17 protein-coding genes are annotated in these 19911 nt (G+C 68.0%); 6 read left to right on the top strand and 11 right to left on the bottom strand.

Annotated elements, in window-relative coordinates; all coding sequences use genetic code 11:
• Nucleotides 1–80: 80 nt before the first annotated feature.
• The 8 genes from ACF073_RS38385 to ACF073_RS38350 all read right to left on the bottom strand — a co-directional run bounded on the left by ACF073_RS38385 (nucleotide 81) and on the right by ACF073_RS38350 (nucleotide 7859).
• Complete coding sequence (locus tag ACF073_RS38385) at nucleotides 81–1334, bottom strand: acyl-CoA dehydrogenase family protein (protein ID WP_392076136.1); 1254 nt, start codon at nucleotides 1332–1334, stop codon at nucleotides 81–83.
• Between the two features lie 87 nt (nucleotides 1335–1421).
• Entirely contained in the window at nucleotides 1422–2063 is a 642-nt protein-coding gene (locus ACF073_RS38380) for a GAF domain-containing protein (protein ID WP_392076135.1), read from the bottom strand.
• On the bottom strand, nucleotides 2063–2650 hold the full coding sequence (locus ACF073_RS38375; protein ID WP_392076134.1) for an ATP/GTP-binding protein: 588 nt from the start codon (nucleotides 2648–2650) through the stop codon (nucleotides 2063–2065). Before ACF073_RS38375 ends, ACF073_RS38380 begins: the two co-directional genes overlap by 1 nt.
• A 52-nt stretch (nucleotides 2651–2702) precedes the next feature.
• Nucleotides 2703–3110 carry a DUF742 domain-containing protein gene (locus ACF073_RS38370; protein WP_392076133.1) on the bottom strand — a complete coding sequence of 136 codons (408 nt, stop codon included), beginning with the start codon at nucleotides 3108–3110 and terminating at the stop codon, nucleotides 2703–2705.
• Nucleotides 3107–3622, bottom strand: a complete 516-nt coding sequence (locus ACF073_RS38365) for a roadblock/LC7 domain-containing protein (protein WP_392076132.1) — start codon at nucleotides 3620–3622, stop codon at nucleotides 3107–3109. Before ACF073_RS38365 ends, ACF073_RS38370 begins: the two co-directional genes overlap by 4 nt.
• 70 nt (nucleotides 3623–3692) lie before the next feature.
• Nucleotides 3693–5210, bottom strand: coding sequence for an ATP-binding protein (locus tag ACF073_RS38360; protein ID WP_392076131.1), 1518 nt, complete (start codon nucleotides 5208–5210; stop codon nucleotides 3693–3695).
• Nucleotides 5211–5236: 26 nt separating this feature from the next.
• Complete coding sequence (locus ACF073_RS38355; RefSeq protein WP_392076130.1) at nucleotides 5237–7138, bottom strand: glycoside hydrolase family 15 protein; 1902 nt, start codon at nucleotides 7136–7138, stop codon at nucleotides 5237–5239.
• A gap of 229 nt (nucleotides 7139–7367) precedes the next feature.
• Complete coding sequence (locus ACF073_RS38350) at nucleotides 7368–7859, bottom strand: hypothetical protein (protein WP_392076129.1); 492 nt, start codon at nucleotides 7857–7859, stop codon at nucleotides 7368–7370.
• A gap of 333 nt (nucleotides 7860–8192) precedes the next feature.
• Between ACF073_RS38350 and ACF073_RS38345 the strand changes: the two genes are divergently transcribed.
• Nucleotides 8193–9437 carry a Tat pathway signal protein gene (locus ACF073_RS38345; protein WP_392076178.1) on the top strand — a complete coding sequence of 415 codons (1245 nt, stop codon included), beginning with the start codon at nucleotides 8193–8195 and terminating at the stop codon, nucleotides 9435–9437.
• Nucleotides 9438–9509: 72 nt separating this feature from the next.
• Nucleotides 9510–9998 (top strand): SAM-dependent methyltransferase, encoded by a 489-nt coding sequence (locus tag ACF073_RS38340; protein ID WP_392076128.1) that lies wholly within the window; start codon nucleotides 9510–9512, stop codon nucleotides 9996–9998.
• A 38-nt stretch (nucleotides 9999–10036) separates the two neighbouring features.
• Here ACF073_RS38340 and ACF073_RS38335 read toward each other — a convergent pair whose 3' ends face one another.
• Together ACF073_RS38335 and ACF073_RS38330 are read right to left on the bottom strand one after the other, a co-directional pair.
• Nucleotides 10037–10387, bottom strand: a complete 351-nt coding sequence (locus ACF073_RS38335) for an ATP-binding protein (protein ID WP_392076127.1) — start codon at nucleotides 10385–10387, stop codon at nucleotides 10037–10039.
• Nucleotides 10388–11021: 634 nt separating this feature from the next.
• Nucleotides 11022–12242, bottom strand: coding sequence for a helix-turn-helix domain-containing protein (locus ACF073_RS38330; RefSeq protein WP_392076126.1), 1221 nt, complete (start codon nucleotides 12240–12242; stop codon nucleotides 11022–11024).
• A 173-nt stretch (nucleotides 12243–12415) separates the two neighbouring features.
• Between ACF073_RS38330 and ACF073_RS38325 the strand changes: the two genes are divergently transcribed.
• The 4 genes from ACF073_RS38325 (at nucleotide 12416) to ACF073_RS38310 (ending at nucleotide 18197) form a co-directional block, all read left to right on the top strand.
• The gene (locus tag ACF073_RS38325; RefSeq protein ID WP_392076125.1) at nucleotides 12416–13048 is read left to right on the top strand and encodes an HAD family hydrolase; all 633 of its coding nucleotides are present in this window, start codon (nucleotides 12416–12418) and stop codon (nucleotides 13046–13048) included.
• 1233 nt (nucleotides 13049–14281) lie between these two features.
• Nucleotides 14282–14602: a helix-turn-helix domain-containing protein gene (locus ACF073_RS38320; RefSeq protein ID WP_392076124.1), complete on the top strand. Its 321-nt coding sequence runs from the start codon at nucleotides 14282–14284 to the stop codon at nucleotides 14600–14602.
• A 66-nt stretch (nucleotides 14603–14668) separates the two neighbouring features.
• Nucleotides 14669–15757: a tyrosine-type recombinase/integrase gene (locus ACF073_RS38315; protein ID WP_392076123.1), complete on the top strand. Its 1089-nt coding sequence runs from the start codon at nucleotides 14669–14671 to the stop codon at nucleotides 15755–15757.
• A 349-nt stretch (nucleotides 15758–16106) separates the two neighbouring features.
• Nucleotides 16107–18197, top strand: a complete 2091-nt coding sequence (locus ACF073_RS38310) for an NB-ARC domain-containing protein (RefSeq protein ID WP_392076122.1) — start codon at nucleotides 16107–16109, stop codon at nucleotides 18195–18197.
• Here ACF073_RS38310 and ACF073_RS38305 read toward each other — a convergent pair.
• Nucleotides 18185–19696, bottom strand: a complete 1512-nt coding sequence (locus tag ACF073_RS38305; protein WP_392076121.1) for a translation initiation factor 2 — start codon at nucleotides 19694–19696, stop codon at nucleotides 18185–18187. The genes ACF073_RS38310 and ACF073_RS38305 overlap by 13 nt on opposite strands.
• Between the last annotated feature and the right edge of the window lie 215 nt (nucleotides 19697–19911).

Below are 19911 nucleotides of genomic sequence, written 5' to 3'. Positions count from 1 at the left end.
CCGGCCCCCGCGGGGACGAGGGCCGGCGGCACGGGCCCGTGCGCGGCAGTGGAGAATCACGGGGTGCCGCGCACGGGGGCTCATGCGGCGGTCGGGTCGGTGCGGGCCCAGGCGGCCTCGGCGGCGAGGCGTTCGGACCACTCGATGTGGTTTTCATCGAAGGCCGCGTCGGCCAGGCGTATGCGCTGGACTTCGCCGGTGCCGGCCGGTGGGTAGGTGTGCTGGATGTCGCGCCACAGGCGTTGGAGGACGTAGCCGCCATCGAGGGCGTGGGCGCCGTGCAGTTCCATGGCGTCCTGGGCCGACTGCACGGCCCACTGGTGTCCGAGGTATTTCGAGTTGATCAGGTCGGCGTCACAAGACAGGCCCTGATCGAGAAGGTGCACGGCCTGGTAGGCGAGTATCCGGCCGGCGCGCAGGCGAGCCTCCATGCCACCGACGCGGTCCCGCAGGACGGGTAGGTCGGACAGGGCGCCACGGTAGCGGGCGCGGGCCTTGAGCCGACTGGTGGTGGTGGCCATGACGGCTTCGTGGATGCCGAGGCTGACGGCGGCCAGGTTGGGGCGGCCGTAGAGGATGCTGCTGCTCTGGGCCACGGCCAGGCCCTGGCCGACCTCGCCGACCATGTTGTCCTCGGGGACGCGGACGTGATCGAGGTCCAGGCGGCCGGCGGAGAAGCCATGCAGACCGAGGCCGGCACGATGGTCGGCGGCGGAAAGCCCGGGGCGGTCGGCTTCGACCATGAACGCGGTCAGCCCCTGCGAGGTGCTCACCCCGGGTGCGGCGGTACGGGCGACGACGAGGTGGGCTCCCGCGAGGTGACTGTTGCCGATATGGATCTTGCTGCCGGTAATCACCCACTCGTTGCCGGCGCGTTCGGCGGTGGTCTCGATGCCGCCGATGTGTCCTCCGGCGAGCGGTTCGGTCACGGCGATCGACAGCAGCAGGGAACCGTCCGCGACCCCGGGCAGCCATCGGCCCTTCTGCTCGTAGGTGGCGAAGTGCAGCAGGGCGCCCACAGGAATCAATGTGGCCTGCAGGATGGCCGCGGCAGCCGCCGAGACCCGCGCGATGCGGTGGATCAAGACGGTCTTGGCCACGTGCCCGGCGCCCAGTCCGCCGAAGACGGCCGGGACGGTGACGGCGAACCAGCCCCGGGCGGCCATCAGGCCGGCGACCTTGCGCTCCACCCTGCTCGGAGCGGCCTCCATTCGCGCAGCGCGCGCCGCGACGTGCTCGGCCGCGAAGGCGTCCGCCTCCTGCCACAGCATGTCGTGGCGGGCGGTGAGGTAGGGACGCAGCGCCGGTGGGGGCGTGGTGGGTGTGGCGGACATGGTCTCCCTCTCCCTGGATGAAGGTCGCAATGCTGAGCGGCCGGGGATCGTCTACGGCTCCCGGGTGGGGGGTTGGGAACGAATGGCCTAGCGGGTGGGCGCGGGGGCGATGTGGTCCATCACCTGCGCACTGGCGTTGATGACGATGTCCCGCAGACGGCGGGCCTCGGCCAGGGGCCGCTTCTCGGGGTCGATCACGCACACCGTGCCCAGCACAGTGCCGCTGTCGTGGATGAGCGGAGCGCCGAAGTAGGAGCGGATCCCGACGGCGTCGACCACCGCGTTGCCGCTGAAGCGCGGGCTGGCGTGCACGTCGTGCAGCGGCAGGGCCTTCCTGCGGGCCATGACCTCCGGGCACCAGCCGTGGTCGCGGCTCATGGTGCGGCCGACGATGACGTACCCGCTGTCCGCGGGCGGCTGGTGAAGTCCGACGAAGGTCTGCTCCTCCAGAAACAGGTTGACAAACCCGTACAGGAACCCGGCCTTCTCCGCCATGTCGCGTGCCAGCTCGTCGAAGTCGTCGTTGGCCACGGTCGGGACGCCCAGGCGAGCGAGCAGCTCGTAGCGCTTCGCCAGCTCCGGCGCCTGCTGGGCCGGCTGGATGGCGAGGTCGGCGGCGAGCGGGGTGAAGGGGCCGCGAGTGGCCTCCCGTGTGTCACGTCGCGGCAAAGACCCTGCGGTCGGGGTGGCATGCAGCGTGCGGTAGGGGCCGCTGGGGTGCTGTGACATTAGGCGTCCTGGAGGGTGGTGGAAGGGGCGTGACTAGCGCGGCTCGTAGCGGCGGTGTTCACGGCGTGGTCGACGAGGGTCAGCAGGGCGCCGGCGATGTGGTTCGGGTCGCGGGCGTCGCAGGTGAGCACCGGTACAGCTGCGGGGAGTTCGAGGGCGGTGCGGACCTCTTCGGGGTGGTATCGGTGAGCGCCGTCGAACTGGTTGATGGCGATGACGAAGGGCAGGCCGATGTCTTCGAAGAAGCTGACGGGGGTGAAGCTGCTCTCCAGGCGGCGGGTGTCGACCAGGACGACCGCGCCGACGGCGCCGCGGGAGAGGTCGTACCAGAGGTCGACGAACCGGTCCTGGCCCGGCGTGCCGAACAGGAACAGCTCCAGGGGCGTCGGTGCGTCGGGCAGGCTCAGGCGGCCGAAGTCGAATGCCACTGTGGTGGTCTGCTTCGCCTCGATGCCCGAAAGGCTGTCCACGTCCGCGCTCGCCTCGGTCAGGTATTCCTCCGTGCTCAGCGGCGTGATCTCGCTGACGGCGCCCACGGCGGTGGTCTTGCCCGCGCCGAAGCCCCCGGCGATCACGATCTTCAGCACAGTCGGAGCACCGGCCTGCGAGTACGGCGAACTACGCGGCACCGCGGCCGGTTCATCCGGCCTGGGGATAGGCGACGGCATCAGGCCACTTCCTCTTCAAGCCCGCGGAGAGGGCTGCCAGCAATTGGGTAGACGGACCGGATCCCGCACCGGCGTCGGCATAGGGGCGGGTCAGGGGGACCACCAGGGCGTCGGCGTCCAAGAGGTCGGAAATGAGAATCTTGACGGCGGTGACGGGCCGGCCGAGTCGGCCCGCCAGCTCGACCACCGACCGCCGACGTTCCCGGCACAGGGCGAGAATCTCCGCGCTTTCCTCGGCTTGTGCCGGGCCCGGCCTTCCCGGTCCGGGCTCCAGCACGGTTTCCAGTCCGAGCAGGTGTCGGGGCTTGGTGCGCCCGCGCGTCAGGGTGTAGGTCCGCACGAAAGCCGACTCCTCGGCCGCGCGACCGTGCATGGTCACCGGACCTCTCCGCCCGTGCCGACACGGACGGGGATCAGCATGTACGGGGAGAACTTCTGGACGAGGCGGCCCATCTCGAACCCGACGGTGCCAGCATCGGCGTCCCCGGCAGCGATGACGGCGAGGATCGTGTCCACTTCGCCGCGTTCGTTGCCGGGATGGTTGTCGAAGGCGGCGCTACGTCCGGCGCTCTGGACGAAGAACAGGCAGTCGTCCCGTTCGATGATGACCTGCCGGGCCGGCCGCTTTTTGTGACTGGGGCCGGTGATGTTCGCCGCTAGGGAGGCAACCCCGCTGAAGGCGGCAGACAGTTCGTCCGCCCAGTCCTTGTCGACGTCGCTGTCCAGCAGCCGCAGTCCGTCGCGCGAGATGAGGACGGCGTGCGTGACGCCCGGCGTCTCGGAGGCGAACTGCCGCAGCAGCCAGACCATGCTGTCCCGCTGTCCGCTTGTCGATGTCGCGGATGCGGGCGTGCCACCAGTTACGTTTCTCATCGCGGGGTGGGTGCTCATAGAGATCGCTCCAGAAGGGGGGAAGGGCCAGCGGATGTAACGGGCCACTGGGAACGCGGAAGGACGATGGTCAGGGCCTGGGATACTCCGTCGAGGCGGGAGGGGAACCGGCGGTGCCGCCGGCCTGGAGACCGTTGCGGAAGGCGGCTGCGAGCCCTGGCGTTGCCGCAGCCACGGGGGCTTGCTCCTGCTCGCGTGGGGGACGGAAGGATCCCGTCCGGCGTGTGCGCGTGGGAAGAGCGGGTGCGTCGACCGAGTGGCCTGCCGCTGCGGCTCCCGGCGCCCCTTCGCTGACGGGGTGTGCGACCTGACCAGCCCTCGGCGCGGCAGAAGACGAGGCAACTTGCTGCTGCCGCTCGGAGGGGCGGACTTCTTGGGGCGGCAGCTCGCCCGCATCCTCGACCGGTGGAATCGCTACCAAGAGCCGTGCCGGTATGACGACCAGAGCGGTGGTACCCCCCGTCACGTTCTCCTGCAGGAGGACGGACAACCCGTGTGTCTGGGCGATCTTCGCGGCGACCAGCAAGCCGAGCTGACCGGCCCTGACCTGGCCGCTGACGTCGACCTCATCCGGAGCCTTCAGCAAGTGGTTCATCTGTGCACGGACCTGCGGATGCATGGGGATGACCCGATCCTCGACCTCGACTGCCAGGCCGTGCGCCACCCGCTGCGCACGCACCATCACCTTGGTCGCCGGATCGGAACACTCGCAGGCGTTCTCGATCAGTTCGGCCAGCAGGTGCGTCAGATCCGGACCCACATGGCCGGGGAGCCCCAGCTCGGCGCTCACGGATCCGGCCGCGACGGCCACCCGTGGATACTGCACGACCTCGGAGACGGCGCCGCGCAGTGCCGTCGTAACAGGAACGGGTCGGCGCACGCTGCGTAGGGACTGCCCACCCAAGACAGCCGTGCTCTCGACTTGGCGGCGCATCCGCGTCACGAGGTGGTCGATCTCGAAGATCTTGGCCAACAGCTCAGGGTCGTCGGTCAGCATCTCCAGCTCGCTCAGCGCCAGGAGCGCCTTGCCGACCAGAGCGTGCTCGCGCATGGCCAGGCGGCGCAGCACTTCCAGAAGGACAACGGACTGGGACTCGTCATGCACGCGGATCAGCGACGCGATTGCCTGAGCCTGAAGGGCACTCAGCACGTTGTTGATCTCGGCATTCGGATTGGTCGACGGTGACACCTGAAGATCTGGCATCGGTGGGCGTCCTCCGCGGCACAGCTCGTCCGCCGACCACTGCACTGACTTCTCGGCCGCTGCTGCCGCCGCTGCGACCGCTGTCAGCGCCGCTACCTGAGACTCCTGCGCGGCCGACTGCACCGCTCCGGCGACGGTGCGCGCTCCACGAGCCGCCACGATGGCGACCCCCACCAGCCCGCAGACCAGACCGACTAGGACCCAGCCGGCTTTTACGGCGGACACCGATCGCAGCGCGAAGGCGGCAGTAAGCAGTGCGGCAAGGAGCGCTAGGGGCAGTGTCACCGCACGGCGGGCACGGTGCAGAGTGACGGCGTCGACCGGGGGCCGCCGTCTGCGGTGGCCGGTAGCGGCCGGCCGTGCCGGGAAGGCGCTGTCAGACATGGGAATCCTCGTCAAGGGTGGGGTGGCTAGGCGTGCTGCGGTGTCAGGTCTGCGGCGTTGTGGGGCGTGTTGCAGGGGGTCGAGTGGGGTGCCGGAACCGCGGCCGCGCCGCAGTGGTGGGAGGGCCCCGTCGTCAGGACCTGAAGGAGCCGGGCACTCTGGATCAGGCCCATATGGCTGAATGCCTGCGGGAAGTTCCCCAGCTGGCGCTGCTGGACGGGGTCGTACTCCTCTGCCAGGAAACCGAGGTCGCTGCGCAAAGTCAGGAGGCGCTCGAACAAGGCACGAGCCTCATTGAGGCGGTCGGTCAGGGCCAGGCCATCGACGAGCCAGAAGGAGCAGAGGACGAAGGTGCCCTCATTGCCCTTCAGGCCGTCCACCCCGGCGCGCTTTCCGCGGGTCCGGTACCGATGCACGAGCCCGTTCTCCGTGGACAGTTCACGACGTACCGCGTCCACGGTGCCGACGACGCGTGGGTCGTCGGGCGGTAGGAACCCGGTCCGGGGGATCAGCAGCGTGGCGGCGTCCAGTTCCTGCGAGCCGTAGGACTGGGTGAAGGTGTTGCGGTTCGCATCGAATCCCTTGGCGCAGACCTCGTGGCGGATCGCGGCCCGCAGCTCGACCAGGCTTGCCAGGTCCACGTCGAGCGCGCCGGCCTCGGCCAGGCGGATGGTGCGGTCGACCGCCACCCAGGCCATCACCTTGGAGTGGACGAAGTGCCGACGCGCCCCCCGGATCTGCCAGATCCCCTCGTCAGGCTCCTGCCAGCGCCGGGTCAGATCCTCGATGAGCCGCCGGTGGAGCACCGCGGTGTCGGCGCAGTGGGCCACACCGCTCTCGTGTGCGAGGTACAGGGTCTCGATCACCTCGCCGTACACGTCGAGTTGGAGCTGGTCTGCCGCGTCGTTGCCGATGCGTAGTGGGGTTGAGCCCTCGTAGCCGGGAAGCCAGGGCACCTCCCGTTCGCGCAGGTCACGTTCCCCGGTGATCCCGTACATGATCTGCAGGTTTTCCGGGTCGCCGGCCACCGCCCGCAGCAACCAGCGCCGCCATGCCTGTGCCTCCTGCCGATACCCAGTGCCCAGCAGCGCGGCCAGCGTCGTCGAGGCGTCGCGCAGCCAGGTGAAGCGGTAGTCCCAGTTCCGAACGCCGCCGATCTCCTCGGGCAGCGACGTGGTCGGCGCCGCGACGATCCCGCCGCTCGGCCCGTACGTCATTGCCTTCAGCGCGATCGACGAACGCACTACGGCCTCGCGGTAGGGCCCGTCGTAGGTGCATTCCTGCGTCCAGCCCTGCCAGAAGGCGAGCGTCTCGGAGAGCGCGGCCTCTGGGTCGGAAACGTCGGGCGCTGCGGCGTGGGACGGGCACCAGCTGAGCACGAACGTCACGTTCTGCCCTGCGCCGATGGCGAAGGTGCTAACGACGACGCCGTCCTTCTCCACCTGCGGGACGTAGGTGTCGAGCCACAACGCGTCCGCGCCGGCCTCCGCGACCATGCGCCCACCGGCCTCGTGGATCCACGGGCTGACGTTGCCGTATCCCGGCTTCGGGCGCATGGTCGAGACCATCTCCACCTCGCCGTCCACTCCCTTGACAATCCGGATGACCTGCGGGGTGCCGTCGCGCGGCGGCATGAAGTCCGTGACGCGGACCGAACCCGTCGGGGTGCGCCACAGCGATTCGAGGACGAGCGAGTCGCCGCGGTACCGGCGCTCGGCGACCGCGCCAAAGCCGGTCTGGTCAGCAGGCTGCGCTGGAGCGATCTGCCAGGTGCCATGCCGCTGTGTGCCCAGGAGCCTGGCGAAGACAGCCGGAGAGTCGAAGCGGGGCAGGCACAGCCAGTCGATCGAACCGTCATCGCAGACGTGGGCGCTGGTCTGCATGTCGCCGATCAGGCCGTACTGTTCGATGCGCGGAAGCCGATTCATCGTGTGGATCTCCGTGAGCCCCGCGGGTTCGGGGTGGTATCGGGCCGTTGCAGCGGCCGGGAACGGTGGGCAGAAGTCAGTTCGGCGGTCACCGAGCTGGGGGGAGCGTTGCCGGGCGGCGGTGGCAGGGTCTCGACGGCTCGTGCAGGGCCGGCCGCCCGCTCGCCGCGAAGCACCAGCCAGGCTGTCGGTCCGAGCACCAAGGCGATCACGACGGCACCGGTCATCGTCATGTCCGCGGCACCGAAGCGGCGAAGACCAGAAGGGCCAAGGCGAGGGCAAAGACAGCCCCGCGCAGCACGTTGACTGGTGGCTTCCGCCAGTGCGGCCTGCTCTGCCAACTACTGGGGCCGGGACCGCTGCGTTCCACGTAAGCCACCAGCTCCTGGCTGGCTTCGGCGAGCCGAACCAGGTACACCCGGCTCGGCACGTAGCCCTCGGGGATGCTGTAGGAGGAAAGCCGCTGCGCGCGGAGCAGGGCCGGGGTCCCCGGATCGGTCCGTGCGCCTAGCTGGGCAACGTGGCCACGCAGCCGATACACGAGGTCCTCCACGTCGGCAGCACTCTCGGGCAGTGGGGAGTCCTCGCCCAGCACCAGGGTCACGGTCTCCGACGCGGCCACGACGGGATCGCGCTCCCGTGGCTGGGTGGCGGTCGCATGCCGCCCGCGTCCGCGCACGAGCTGGCTGCCGTCTCGGCGAAGGTCCAGCGAAAGGCGCATGACGCAACTCCTGTTCGGATCAAGCCAAAGTGAGCCAGTGGTGCCGGTTGGAACCGACGGCTGGCGTGCGAAGTGAGTGATCTGGCAGCTACGTTGAGCGAACCGCGAATCCCGCCCGAGGGGTATGCCTTCGTGGACGGGAAGGCCGCCAAAGGCGCCAAAGCTCATTTCAGAACCGAGGGGCATACCATGGCCCGTGAACGCAACGTCGCTCTCGCCGCGCTCATTCGCGAAGCGGGCTGGTCCCAGCCGCAAGCAGCCGCAGGAGTCGTCCGTGTAGCCACGGAATGCGGAGTGCGCGAGTTGGAGACGACTACCCGGTCGCACGTCTCCATGTGGGTCTTGGGCACGAAGCCGAGTGGCAGAGCGCCACATATCCTGCGGGAGACGCTGTCCCGCAGGCTCGGCCGCCGCCTCACCCTGGCCGACCTCGGGCTGGACGAAGAGCCGACAGGCACGACCGACACCGGATCCGACTGGAGCGTCGACCCTCTGACCACACTGGCCGAGCTGGGAAGCGACGATCTCGACATGCACCGACGCAAGCTGCTGGCCACCGCAGCATACTCGGCGGCCGGCCTCGCTCTGCCCGCCCCCTCGTGGTGGGCAGCCGCCCCCGCCACAGCGGCGAGCCGCCGACCGACTTCCTCGCGCTCGGTGACCCAGGCCGATATCGACGACATCCGCGACCTCACGGTCTACTACTCCGCACGCGACCAGCAGCGAGGCGGCGCATCCGGTCGCAAGGCCCTCGCCAGCCACTTGATCGACGAAGCGGAGCCGTTGCTCGGCGGCCGGTTCCGTACAGATCAGCTTCGCCGCGACACGTACTCCGCCGTCGCGGAGATGACCTATCTTGTCGGCTGGATGGCGTTCGACGCCGGAGAACACCGCCCAGCCCAGCGCTACCTCACCACCGCCGCCCGGATCGCGGCGGAGGCCGACGACGGACCGCTCGGTGGCCACGTCCTGCGTGCCCTCGCCCACCAGGCCGTCGACCTTGGACACCCGCGCAGGGCGCTTACCTTGGCCGACGCATCGATGTCCCGCGACCGCTACGGCCAGGCCAGCCACCGCGAGAAGGCGTTGCTGGCGATCGTCCACGCCCGTGCACTCGCGGCCGACGGTGACCGAGCCGGCACCCTGGCGGCCATCAGCCGAGCGGAGCGGGACCTCGCCCGCGCCGACGCCAACGAGGCGCCAGCCCGCGTCGGCTTCTTCCAGGAAGCCTCCCTCGCCCACGAGACGGCCTGCGCTCTGCGCGACATAGGCCAGCCCCTTGACGCGGAGATCCACTTCAAGCGGAGCGTCGCCACGCGCCGCCGTCAGCAGTTCGCCCGCACCCACAGCGTGACGCTCGGCTACCTCGGCGCCGTCCAGGTCCAGCGGGGCAACCTCGACGAGGCGTGCGCAACCTGGAACGAAGCCCTCGACGCCATGACGGGTGTCCAGTCCGGCCGGGCACGTGACGTCATCGTCCGCATCCAGAGCGACCTCTCGCCCGTCCGGCAACGCGGAGGTCGCCATGTCACCGCGCTGGACCGCCGGGCACGCGGCCTGCTCCGGGCCATAGGCTGATCGCGACGCGGACACCCAAGACCCCACGGCATCCCGCGGACCAGAATCGCCCGAGGAGAGGAACCAGTGCCGATGACGACGTACGAGATCGGAGCGGTCGCAATGGTCGTCGGCGGTCATACCCGCGTGCAGGACGACTACCAGGGCGGCGTTGAATCGATCATCCGATTGAACGACGCCTTTCCGCTCGAAACGCTGCAGGGGATCGAGGATTTCTCCCACCTGACAGTGACCTGGCGCTTCCACCTGGCATCGCCCCAGGACGTGCAGCTCCACGCTCGCAGCCCCAGGGGTAACGCGCAGTGGCCGGCGACCGGAACATTCGTCCACCGAAACCACCGGCGCCCTAACCAACTGGCTGTCAGCTACCCGAGGCTGCTGCGCCGGGACGGCCGCGACCTTCTGGTGACCGACCTCGACGCGGTCGACGGCACACCGGTGGTTGACGTGGCCCCGTACTTCCAGGAAATGGGACCCCGAGGCTCCGTCCGTCAGCCGGCCTGGCCGGGCGAGATGCTCGCCGACTACTGGCGCGACGCAGCGGAGCGTCCCGGGCTTTAAGGTCTTGAGCAGGGATGCTGAGGTCTGGGTGGAGGGCATCAGGCAGCCTCCAAGGCCAGCTCGCACCACGTAGTGGCCCCGCCATCGCTGAGGCCCCAGGCTCCTCGTCTGTTGCGTGCGATGTGCCGCACGAGGTCCAAGCCGCGGCCGGTCTCGTCGTCGTCAGTAGGCTTTCGCAGACTGATGGAGCGGGAAGTGGCCACTCCGTCGTGCACGCGAATACGCAGTACGCCACTGCGGAGTTCCAGGGTCAGACTGATCCACTCGCCGCCGCTGTGCCGGATTGCATTGGTGATCAGTTCGGAGACGACGAGCGTGGCGTCGTCGGCGACACATTCCAGACCGCGGGCAACGAGACTGTCTCGTGTCACGCGCCGCATGGCGCGCACTCGCACTCTGTCTCGGGTTGGAGGGGCTTCCCCGGGCAGAAGTCTGGTAATGGCGAAGTGCTCCTCGACCAGGCCGCCATCATGAGGCGCGGTTGGATTCTGTGGCGCCGGGGCGGTCACCGCTCCATTCCGATCTGTGCCGCCCGCTCCTGTTGGGTGGCCGATACCCCGTACGGGGACAAGGGGCCCAAGCGGTGTCGCCGGTTCGGGGATCGTCGAAGCAGCCCGTCTCCACTTGGCAGAGGAGTGATGGAGGCGTCGGCAAGGTCCTGACGACGCTTTCGGTCTCCGGGAGTTCTTGTGGTCACCGAGCGGCCCCTTCCACGATCGGGAAGAGGGCGCCGAGCTTGCAATGCAGGGCCACCGCTTCGTCAGCGGTCAGGACAAGCGGGAGGGGAGTGGGCTCCGCAGCCCCCTCGTGAAGGGCGAGGGGGACCGCGAAACGGCCGGCTTCCGTGGGCGCTACCTCCACCTCGCGTGCGAGGCGGAGGTGACGCTTGGCGGGCGGTACGGGCGCCACGCCGTGTTCCATCTCAACGTGACTGGACGTCATAGTCCGTAAACGTAGAGCCATTTCGGCAGGCAGCCCCTGAGAAAAAATCAGGGCTGATTGGCTCTCAGGGTTGTCATATGCCTATGCGGCCAGACCGATGTGGGCGGCGACCGAACGCAGGTCGTCACGCCACATCGGCTTCTCCCTCTTCAGTAGATCCGCTACCGCCTCCCTGACCAGCGGAGAGAACACGATCTCTTCTGGAGACTGCTTCAGCAGCTTGCCCAGGATGTGCACCGTCGCGTAGTCGTCGTGCTGGATTCGGTTCAGGTTCATCACCTCGATCAGGTACCGAGTTCGGCGTTCGAGCGGCACCTCTGGGTTGACCTGGACGTGGTCGGCCGCGCGAAGGGCTTCGTTGGTATCGCCCTCCTCGGCCTTCAGGTGCACCTCATGCATCGCGAAGTTGGTCGGCCCGAAGCATGTGTGCCAGTGATTCGCGTCCCTGCCCACCCTCTCTACGGCTTGCTGAGCGCCGCGGTAGAGGTCCCATGCCCTCGGGCCCTTGGTCGCGCGTACGGCGGCCACGGCACCCTGCAGGTGCAGCGCGCCATAAGCAGACCAATGCTCCAGCGTGGAGTCGTCCGTCGGTCGGCACTGGGCGATCGTCTGCTGGGCCAGTTCGTAGCTGTCGTCGACCTCTCCGGCGGAGGTGAGGACGCATGCCAAATTCCATGCTGCTGCCGCGAGGAGAGCTGGGTCGCCAGCGTTGTCCGCTAGGGACAGTCCTCGGTCTGCAGCGATGCGCGCCAGGGTCGGTTCTCCGACGCGGCGCAGCCAGATCTGGTGCAAGCCGTAGAGGCTGATGAGCTGACGCAGGACAGTACCCTCCTGCTCGGACGGGGCATCACGGAGCGCCGCGTGCCCTTGTCGTAGCAGAATGGGAAGTCGCTCTCCCACATCGCGGTAGCGCCTCTCGGCTTGCGTTTCGTAAACCGTCCATGCATCTGCCACTGACGCTTCGAAGTCCTCCGCGTCTATCGAGCCGACGCGCTGGGGGAGCAGTGACGAAGGGAGCGACAGGGCCTGCCGGATGAGAGGGACGCCGGCATGCTCAGTCCCTCCGGTATCCAGTCCGGAGACGTACCCACCGGTCAGGTCCCCGACGGTGCACCGCAGCGCTCTGCTGAGCGCGATCAGGTTCTGAAGCCGGTCCAAGGGGATGCGGTCATTCTCGATCTTGTAGACCCAGTTCTCCGATCGGCCGATCAGGTCGCCCAGCATCTTCTGGGACATCCCTCGGCGTTCTCGGTACCACTTGATCCGCTGGCCGATGCTGAACAACTCCGCGTCGTATGCCATGGATTGACCATCCGTCGTAGGGGACAGAGCACTCGTGTCAAGCGTATGCCCATGCGAGTCGGGCAGGGGCGATACTGGGGGTCTCTCCCGTCGGGGAGGGCACTTAACGGTCCCCCGGCCGCTCCTGCGGCCGGGGGACCGCGTACAAGTACGAGCAGAGCAAGGAGGCCGCCTTGGCAGCCCCGTACCGTGGCCTGATCCTGGACTTCGGCGGTGTACTCACCACCCGCATGAGGCTGAACGGGCAGGCGTTCGAGAGGTCAGAGGGACTGAAACCCGGCGAGTACTTCGCGGCCCTTAACGAGAATCCAGAAGGAGTGGCTATTTACGCAGCGCTGGAGGTGGGCAAAGCTACCCAAGAGGACTGGAACCGTGTCATCGGCGGCATCCTCGGAGTCGACCCCACTAACCTGATGCAGCGCGCACTCGCCAATCTTCACCCTGAGCCACAAATCGTCGCGGTGGCGAAACGTGCTCGCGTAGCGGGCGTCAAAGTCGCCATGCTCAGTAACAGCTTCGGGATTTACCCCTACAATCCATATGCCGACAAGGGCATGTGGACCGACTTCTTCGACGCGGTGATCCTCTCGGAGTTGGAGGGTGTGCGGAAGCCGTCCCCAGCCATCTACCAGCGGGCTCTCGACGCTTTGGGGCTGACCGGTCCAGAGTGCGTGTTCGTGGACGACCATGCAGAGAATCTGCCGCCGGCCGAAGCTCTGGGTATCCGAACTGTTCACCACACCACTAACCCTGCAGCTACTGCGGCCACTCTGGACTCTCTTCTGCTCGACTCCACCCCGGCTTGACGTAGGGTGGGTCGGCTACCAGAGCGAACTGTTTAAGCCCAGAACGTCCCTTGCCAACGGCCAGCCGTGAGGCCGGCGGCTCGGCACGCGCCACAATTATCAGCTGGGCCCCATGCCCTAGGTTACTGGCGTCACTGTGTCCTCAGGCGAGCAGCTTGTTCCTCCGCCTGCTTCTGTTCCGCGATGCCTCCGGGATCGCCTCAGCAACGGATTCGCCTACGGCAGACAAGAAAGACCACGGAAACACTGGATAGCTGGGCGAGGGCATGTCAACGTACAACGTCCCCCCAAAAACCCAGACCAGACGGCACCATTGCTCGACGGCGGTTCTTGACCATTCGGACTGCGCGTTGGGTTGTTGGCCCGTTGTGGTAGCTCCTGCCGAGGAGGCCCCCCTGACTGAGTCCGCTATACGGTGTGCTCGCTTCACTTCACCGGTGCTCTTCGCCTTCGACGGGCGAACGCCCGGGTGGGCCAAACGGCAAGTGACTACTTCGCTGTCTATACCGGGTTATGCGTCCATCTGCGTGGCCGGCCCAGTCGGTCAGGATCTCTGGCAGCGGGGCACCGCGGGGACCGTGTCGTCCTTGCACACGTGGCCAGGCATCCCGGTGCCGCAACCAGGGAAGTGGCCTGGGCTATCGAGATTTTCGAGCGTCGTATCACGACGAATGTCGACCCGGCTCGCCGTCGACAGTTTCCTAACGGGGGCCTCAGACAGCACTTCCGGAGCCCCGTGCTCGTACTACTTTCTCTCGTCCATCGATGACGAGGTCAAGCAGATGTCGAGCGAGTGATGTGGCGGGCAACATAGCCGACGATCGCCGGTTGGCCAAACCGGCGATCGTCACGACCATTGAGGTGTTCGCTTTTCGGCTGCGCTTGGCGGTGGGGTCGTGGCGGATGCAGATAGCTTCGCGTTGGCAAGAGGAGGCGTGAGGCAACTCTGCTGCGGCGCCTATGCCGTAGGCAGCGAGTGCCGCCAGCAGGTGGCCGTCCTGGCGTAAACCGCGCGAGGTGATGCTGCTGCGCCCCTGTCGCTCCTCGCCCTCCGCAAGGAAACCCCTCATGTGCCGATCCGTGATACCCCCTGCCCTCTGAAGCGGTAAGTTCTGTGCCCGTGCTCGGCCTTACGGCCCGAGCATGGGCCCTCCGGCCGCACAAATCCCGAACGTCGGCGGTCCACGCCTCGCCGCGGCGGCGATCCTGTTACGTGACTCTCTCCCCTGAGCGATGTGGTCCCACTGTCCTGACAGGGCTGGTAGACCCTCGTCCTGGATCGCGGGCAGTGCCGCTGGATCGATTCGCCGGCTTGGTCATCCCACTACTGTTTCCGAGGACTCGCGCATGCCTGCCCGTTTGCTGTCCATCCCCGCTGTCGCCGCCGCCCTAGATGTCGACCGCCGCACCGTCTATCGCTTCATCGCCGCCGGAGATCTCCCCGTCGTCGACCTACGCACTGGGACGGAACGTTCCCGCGTTCGTGTCCCTGCTGCCGGGCTAGAGGAGTTCATCGCCAGAAGGCTGGTTGTTTCCCCACGCCCCCGTCGGTGATCTCTCGCCGCAAGTCCGGCGCTCACCGTTTCCGAACGAAGGAGTAGTACCGCGTACCTGCGCAAGTTGAAGTCCGGCAAGTGGCAGGCGACCGTTCGTAACCGGGCCGGAGTCCGGTTCAGCGAGTCCTTCCCTCTCAAGGCCCAGGCGCGGGCCTGGGGCATTGAGTTGGAGACCCAGTTCGCCCGCGGAGGCATGCGCGACCCGCGGGCCGGCGAGATCGCCTTCCAGGAGTGGCACGACCGGTGGTGGAACGCCCGCATCGTCGAACCCCACACCCTCCGGGGCGACGCGTCCAGCATCAAGAACCATGTCATGCCCTACTGGGCGGACTGGGAAATGCGGGCCATCACCCGCATGGATGTCCAGAGCTGGATTCGCTCCCTGGTCGAGAAGGGCGCAGGCCCTGCCGCGATCAAGCGGGCCTATAGCCTAACGTCGTCCATCATGCGCGCGGCGGTCGACGACGATGTGATCGCGGTGAGCCCGTGCCGCAGCATCGATCTGCCGCCCATCGCGGTCAAACCGCCGCAGTGGTTCACGCCCGACCAGGCGCAGAGCATCCTCGACGGACTCGCCCCCGCCTGGCGGACGATGTGCCTCCTCGGCTTCTACACCGGACTGCGCTGGGGAGAGCTCTCCGGCCTGCACCGCCACCGCATCGACACACGCCGCTCCCGCCTGTTCGTGGTGGAGGTCAACAGCAAGAGCGGCATCAAGGAGTACCCCAAGAGTTCCAAGAGCCGCCGGGAAGTCCCGCTCCCGCCACACGTCCTGGAGGCCCTCGAACGCCACATCCACCGGCTCGACCGCGACGCAGTGGTCTTCACGACCATCACGAAGGGCCGTTCCGCACGCCTCCTCGCCGACAGCAACTGGCGTCGGCAGACCTGGTGGCCTGCTGTCGAGGCTGCCTACCATTTCGGCGACGACGGCGAGTTGCAGCTCGTCCCGCACTACCCGCCGCACTCCATGCGCCACACCTGCGCCTCGTGGCTGGTCCAGAGGGGGGTTTCGCTCTACGAAGTCCAGCACCTTCTCGGCCACGAGAGCTTCCAGACCACCCAGCGCTACGCCCACCTGCAGCCGGACGCCCATAAGGCCGTCCTCAGCGCCTGGGAGCGCATGGAAAACCCCCTCACCATTGCCGCATAAAGCGAGCCGTCGCCCTGTTCGTCGTGGACAGGGCGACGTCAGCTCGTGGCGCGGCCGGACAGCCGGCTTCGGCGGCGCGAGCCAGCGTCACACCGTCCGCTCCTAGCACACCGGCCGCCTTCTCAATGTCAGTGGTGCTTGCCGTCATCCTCGCAATCCTAGGTGCACATCAGGGACCGCGCGAAATGCAGCAGGCAGCAACGCAGCAAGTCTCACTGTCAGTGGGCGACTGGCCCGCGAGGTGGGATGAGGCGGGAGCACTGGCGGCCGGAGCGCAGAAGGCCGTCAGGCGGTCCTTGAGTCGAGGCTATGTCCCGTCAGACAGCTTCCAACGCCCTAGTGTTGGAGGATGACCGAGGAGACGTATAACAGTCTGGACGGACGGGCGGATGTGGTAGTCCAGGCTGGGCGTATTGGAGAGGTGCATCAACACCTGCACGAGGTGGGTTTGCCGCCTCAGCCAACGCCAATTCAGTTGCCGCCCGCGTTGGCGTACTTCGCCGACCGGCAGGCAGAGCAGGAGCGCATCGCTCAAGCTGCGGAGAGTCACGCGGACCACGCTGGGCCGCTCGTGGTGGCGTTGACTGGGATTGGCGGGATCGGCAAGACGGCATTGGGGTTCCAGGTTGCGCGTCAGCTCAGAGATAGATATCCCGACGGTGTGTTGTACGTCGATCTCGACGACCTGCGCCGGGACGGGGTGGTGGAGGTGGCGGACGCCGTCGGGGAACTGCTCACCAGTCTGGGTGTCTCGCCGGATTGGCTGGAGCGGTCCTTTGCCGGCCGCTCGAAGCAGTACTGGACGCGCTCTCGGGACAAGCGTCTCATCGTGGTGATCGATAACGCCCGCTATGGAGCGGAGGTCGTACCACTGCTCCCGGCTTCCGCGCAGAGCCTGGCGATCGCGACGAGCCAGGGGCTGCTATACGACCTCGACGGCGTGGCTGCGGTCGAGGTACCTGTGAACCCGTTGGCCGTAGACGATGCGGTACGCCTGCTTGCGCACATCGTGAACGACCCGCGACTCGAGGCGGAGCCGGACGTCGTGGCGGAGCTCGCCCGCAGCTGTGGTGGACTGCCTGCAGCCCTCCAGGTGGCTGGCCAGTGGGTCCGCAAGTACCGTCGGCGCAGTCTGTCCCGGCTGGTCACTGAGCTCACCACAGAGCTGCACGAGAGGGGCATTCCCGTGGTCGAGGCAGTCTGGGACGCCGCATGCTCAGGGCTGGGGCCGGAGGCTGGCCGCCTCTACTGCCTGCTGCCGCAGTACCTCGCTCCTGTCATCACGGGCCCAGCCGCCGCCGCGCTCCTTGGTGGCGGTCTCCAGCCGGCGGAGGACGCGCTGGAGGAGCTGGAGTCGGCGGGGCTGCTGGAGAACAGGCCCGGGGGGTACCGGATGCACGAGCTGTTGCGAGGGCATGCTGAGCGCCGCGCACGCCAGACGGACCCTGACGGTGTGGGCCGGGTCGAGGCGCGCCGCAGGCTGATCCGCTGGTACAGGCGCCAGGCAGCCCGGGCGGATCTGCTGGCCGCTGGCCCACGCATGACCTTCGCATACCCCGTTGCGGTAGTCGAAGACGTACCCGACATCGATTTCACTGGTAAGGCGCAGGCACTGAGGTGGCTGGAATCGCAGCGGCTGGCTCTGTACGGCTGTGTTCGCCTGGCCTTCGAGACCGGGCTGTATGAAGACGCCTGGGCACTGTGCGAACCGCTGTGGACACACTTCCTTGACCACCCGCATTACGCGGACGTCACGGACGCTTTCCGCTCAGGCGTAGCAGCCGCCGATCGCCTGGAGTGCCTGCCGGCGATGGTGCGGATGCGGTGCCAGCTCGCCAGGCCGTTGTGGGAGCAGGAACGGTATGACGAGGCCGCTGAGCATCTGCGGCAGGCTCTGGGTGCATCCGAAGCTCTGGGCGATTCTGCGCAGGAACGCAAACTGAAGGCGTCCGTGATGGAGTTCCAGGGCTTGCTGAAGTCCGCGCAGCGGGACTGGACAGGGGCAACCGCGGACTTCGAAGCCGCCAGGCAAGTCCACGAGGCGATCGAGAACGCTTACGGTGTGCTGCTCCAGACCTACCTGCTGGGTCGCACCGCCCTGAGCCAGGGCGAGCCTGAGCGGGCGGTTGCCTTGCTGAGCGCGGCGCACAGCATGGCGCGAGAGCAGGAGCGGGAGCGCATGACGTCGCGGGCCGGCTTCGAGCTCGGCCGTGCGCTGAGGCGCGCCGGGCGTGCGGCGGAAGCGGGCGGTCTGGTACGTGCAGCACTGGGGAACGCCCGCGAGCGGGGTTCGACGTTCGATGAGGCGCGTGTCCTGGAGGAACTGGCTGCACTCGCTGATGAGCTGGGCGAAGCCGTCGAAGCGGAGGAGTACCGGACGGCTGCTCAGCTGCTGGCCGCACGCTCGGGCGCTCTGCCTGATGGTGGTCAGAGCTCGTAGGTGAGGTCGGCTTCGTCGGCCGGAGCCAACCTGACGCGGACCGTGAGGGGACCGATGTCGCAGACGAGTGATACGGGCAGCGTCCACTGCGGGGTGGAGCTGAGCCAGGCGTGGACTGCCGACACCACTGCCCCAGGGTCGGTGCGCAGGACGCGGTCGCTGGTTGTGCAGGGCTCGATGCGGACGCTGAACGGCCCGGCCGATCGGTGCCGGACCAGGCACCGTTCTGGGGAGAGGATCGCAGCGGCGGTCCGGCAGCCCGGGGCGTCTTCCAGTACCCGGGCCGTCCAGCCGGCCGCCGTCCATGTGCTGGTGTGTGGTGCGGGGGAGGCAGGCCGTGCACGGCGCCACAACACCGACGCGCTCTGCACGTGGCGCTGGTCGGCTTCCGGGTGTTCGGCCGCCAGGTGGTGCACCGCCTCGGAGGTGAACGAGGGGAACCGTTCGATGCTGATCCGGCACCCGGCCACCTCGGCCCGCACCGCGAAGGCCGCAGGACGTCGGGGTGCGGCTGGGTGAGGAAGCGGATGCGGGGCCACTGGGACGGTCCGCGGCCGGAGCCTCAGTAGAGAGTAGAGCTCGGATTGGAGGCGTTGCAGGGCCTGGCTGGGCAGGGCGAAGGCTGCCTCGGCGGAACCCCGGGTGTCGTGGGCTTCGGCGGCCGGGAGGACACGCACCAGATCGGCGGCTTTAGCCAGCCGGGGAACCTGGGTGAGCATCTGTGCCATCGGGCTGCCGGGTATCAGTTCGCTCCCGCCGTCGTACGCCCCGATGACCGGTCGGCCGAGGGCGGCTGCGTACAGGGCGGTGGATCCGTGATCGGTGACTACGGCATCGGCCGCAATCAGGAGGGCGGCCCATTCCCCGTATGGTCTGGCCAGGGCCAGGCCTGCTGACAGGGCGGGAGCGAGTTGACGGGAAAGGTCGAACGCGCTGATCCGGCTGTACTCATTGGGATGAAGGATTAGGGCGAGCTGGTACTCGTCGTACGGGAGCCGGCTGATCAGCTCCTTCGGCAGCTCGGGCCGCCGGGCCAGCAGCGACTCAGGCCCCCAGGTGGACGTGAGTACGATGAGCCGGCGCTCGCCCGTTCCCAGTGCGGAGCGGTAGTTCTCCCGGTGAGCGAGCGAGCCGATCAGCCGGTCCAGAGTCGGATCACCCACCACGGCCGCCCGCGCGGCGGCCGAAGGACAGTACTCGGCGAGGCGGATGAGTTGTTCGTCGTGCGCCAGCGCATGGAGCGCGGCCCACGGCTCGCCGTCCACGAGCAGGTAGTGGGGGTCAAGGCCGGACGGAATGCATGGCGAACCGTCGCCGCTGACGGTCTTGTTGAAGCCGGCACCGTGCGGAAGCAACACCCCGGGACCGGAAAGAACCCGCAACGCACCCTTCGGACTCGCGGTCAGGATCAGGTCGTGCTCGCTGGATCGCGCCTCTTCCCAGCTGACCGTACGTGCACCGGAGCGCTCCAGGGCTGCGAAGGCGTCTGCGTCGAACACGGACCCTGGCACCAGCGTGAAACGGACGAGGACGCGCTCGTCACCCTCGAAGACGGGCAGTACATCGAGAAGCCGGTGTAGAGCTCCCGCTGAACGAACGGCAAGGAGTACTGCCCGCTGCCCGCTGCCCGCTGCCCGCTGCCCGCTGCCCGCTGCCCGCTGCCCGCTGCCCGCTGCCCGCTGCCCGCTGCCCGCTGCCCGCTGCCCGCTGCACG

It is taken from the genome of Streptomyces sp. NPDC015171 (assembly GCF_043079545.1).
Taxonomy (GTDB): domain Bacteria; phylum Actinomycetota; class Actinomycetes; order Streptomycetales; family Streptomycetaceae; genus Streptomyces.
This window is presented reverse-complemented; position numbering and strand designations above follow the sequence as displayed.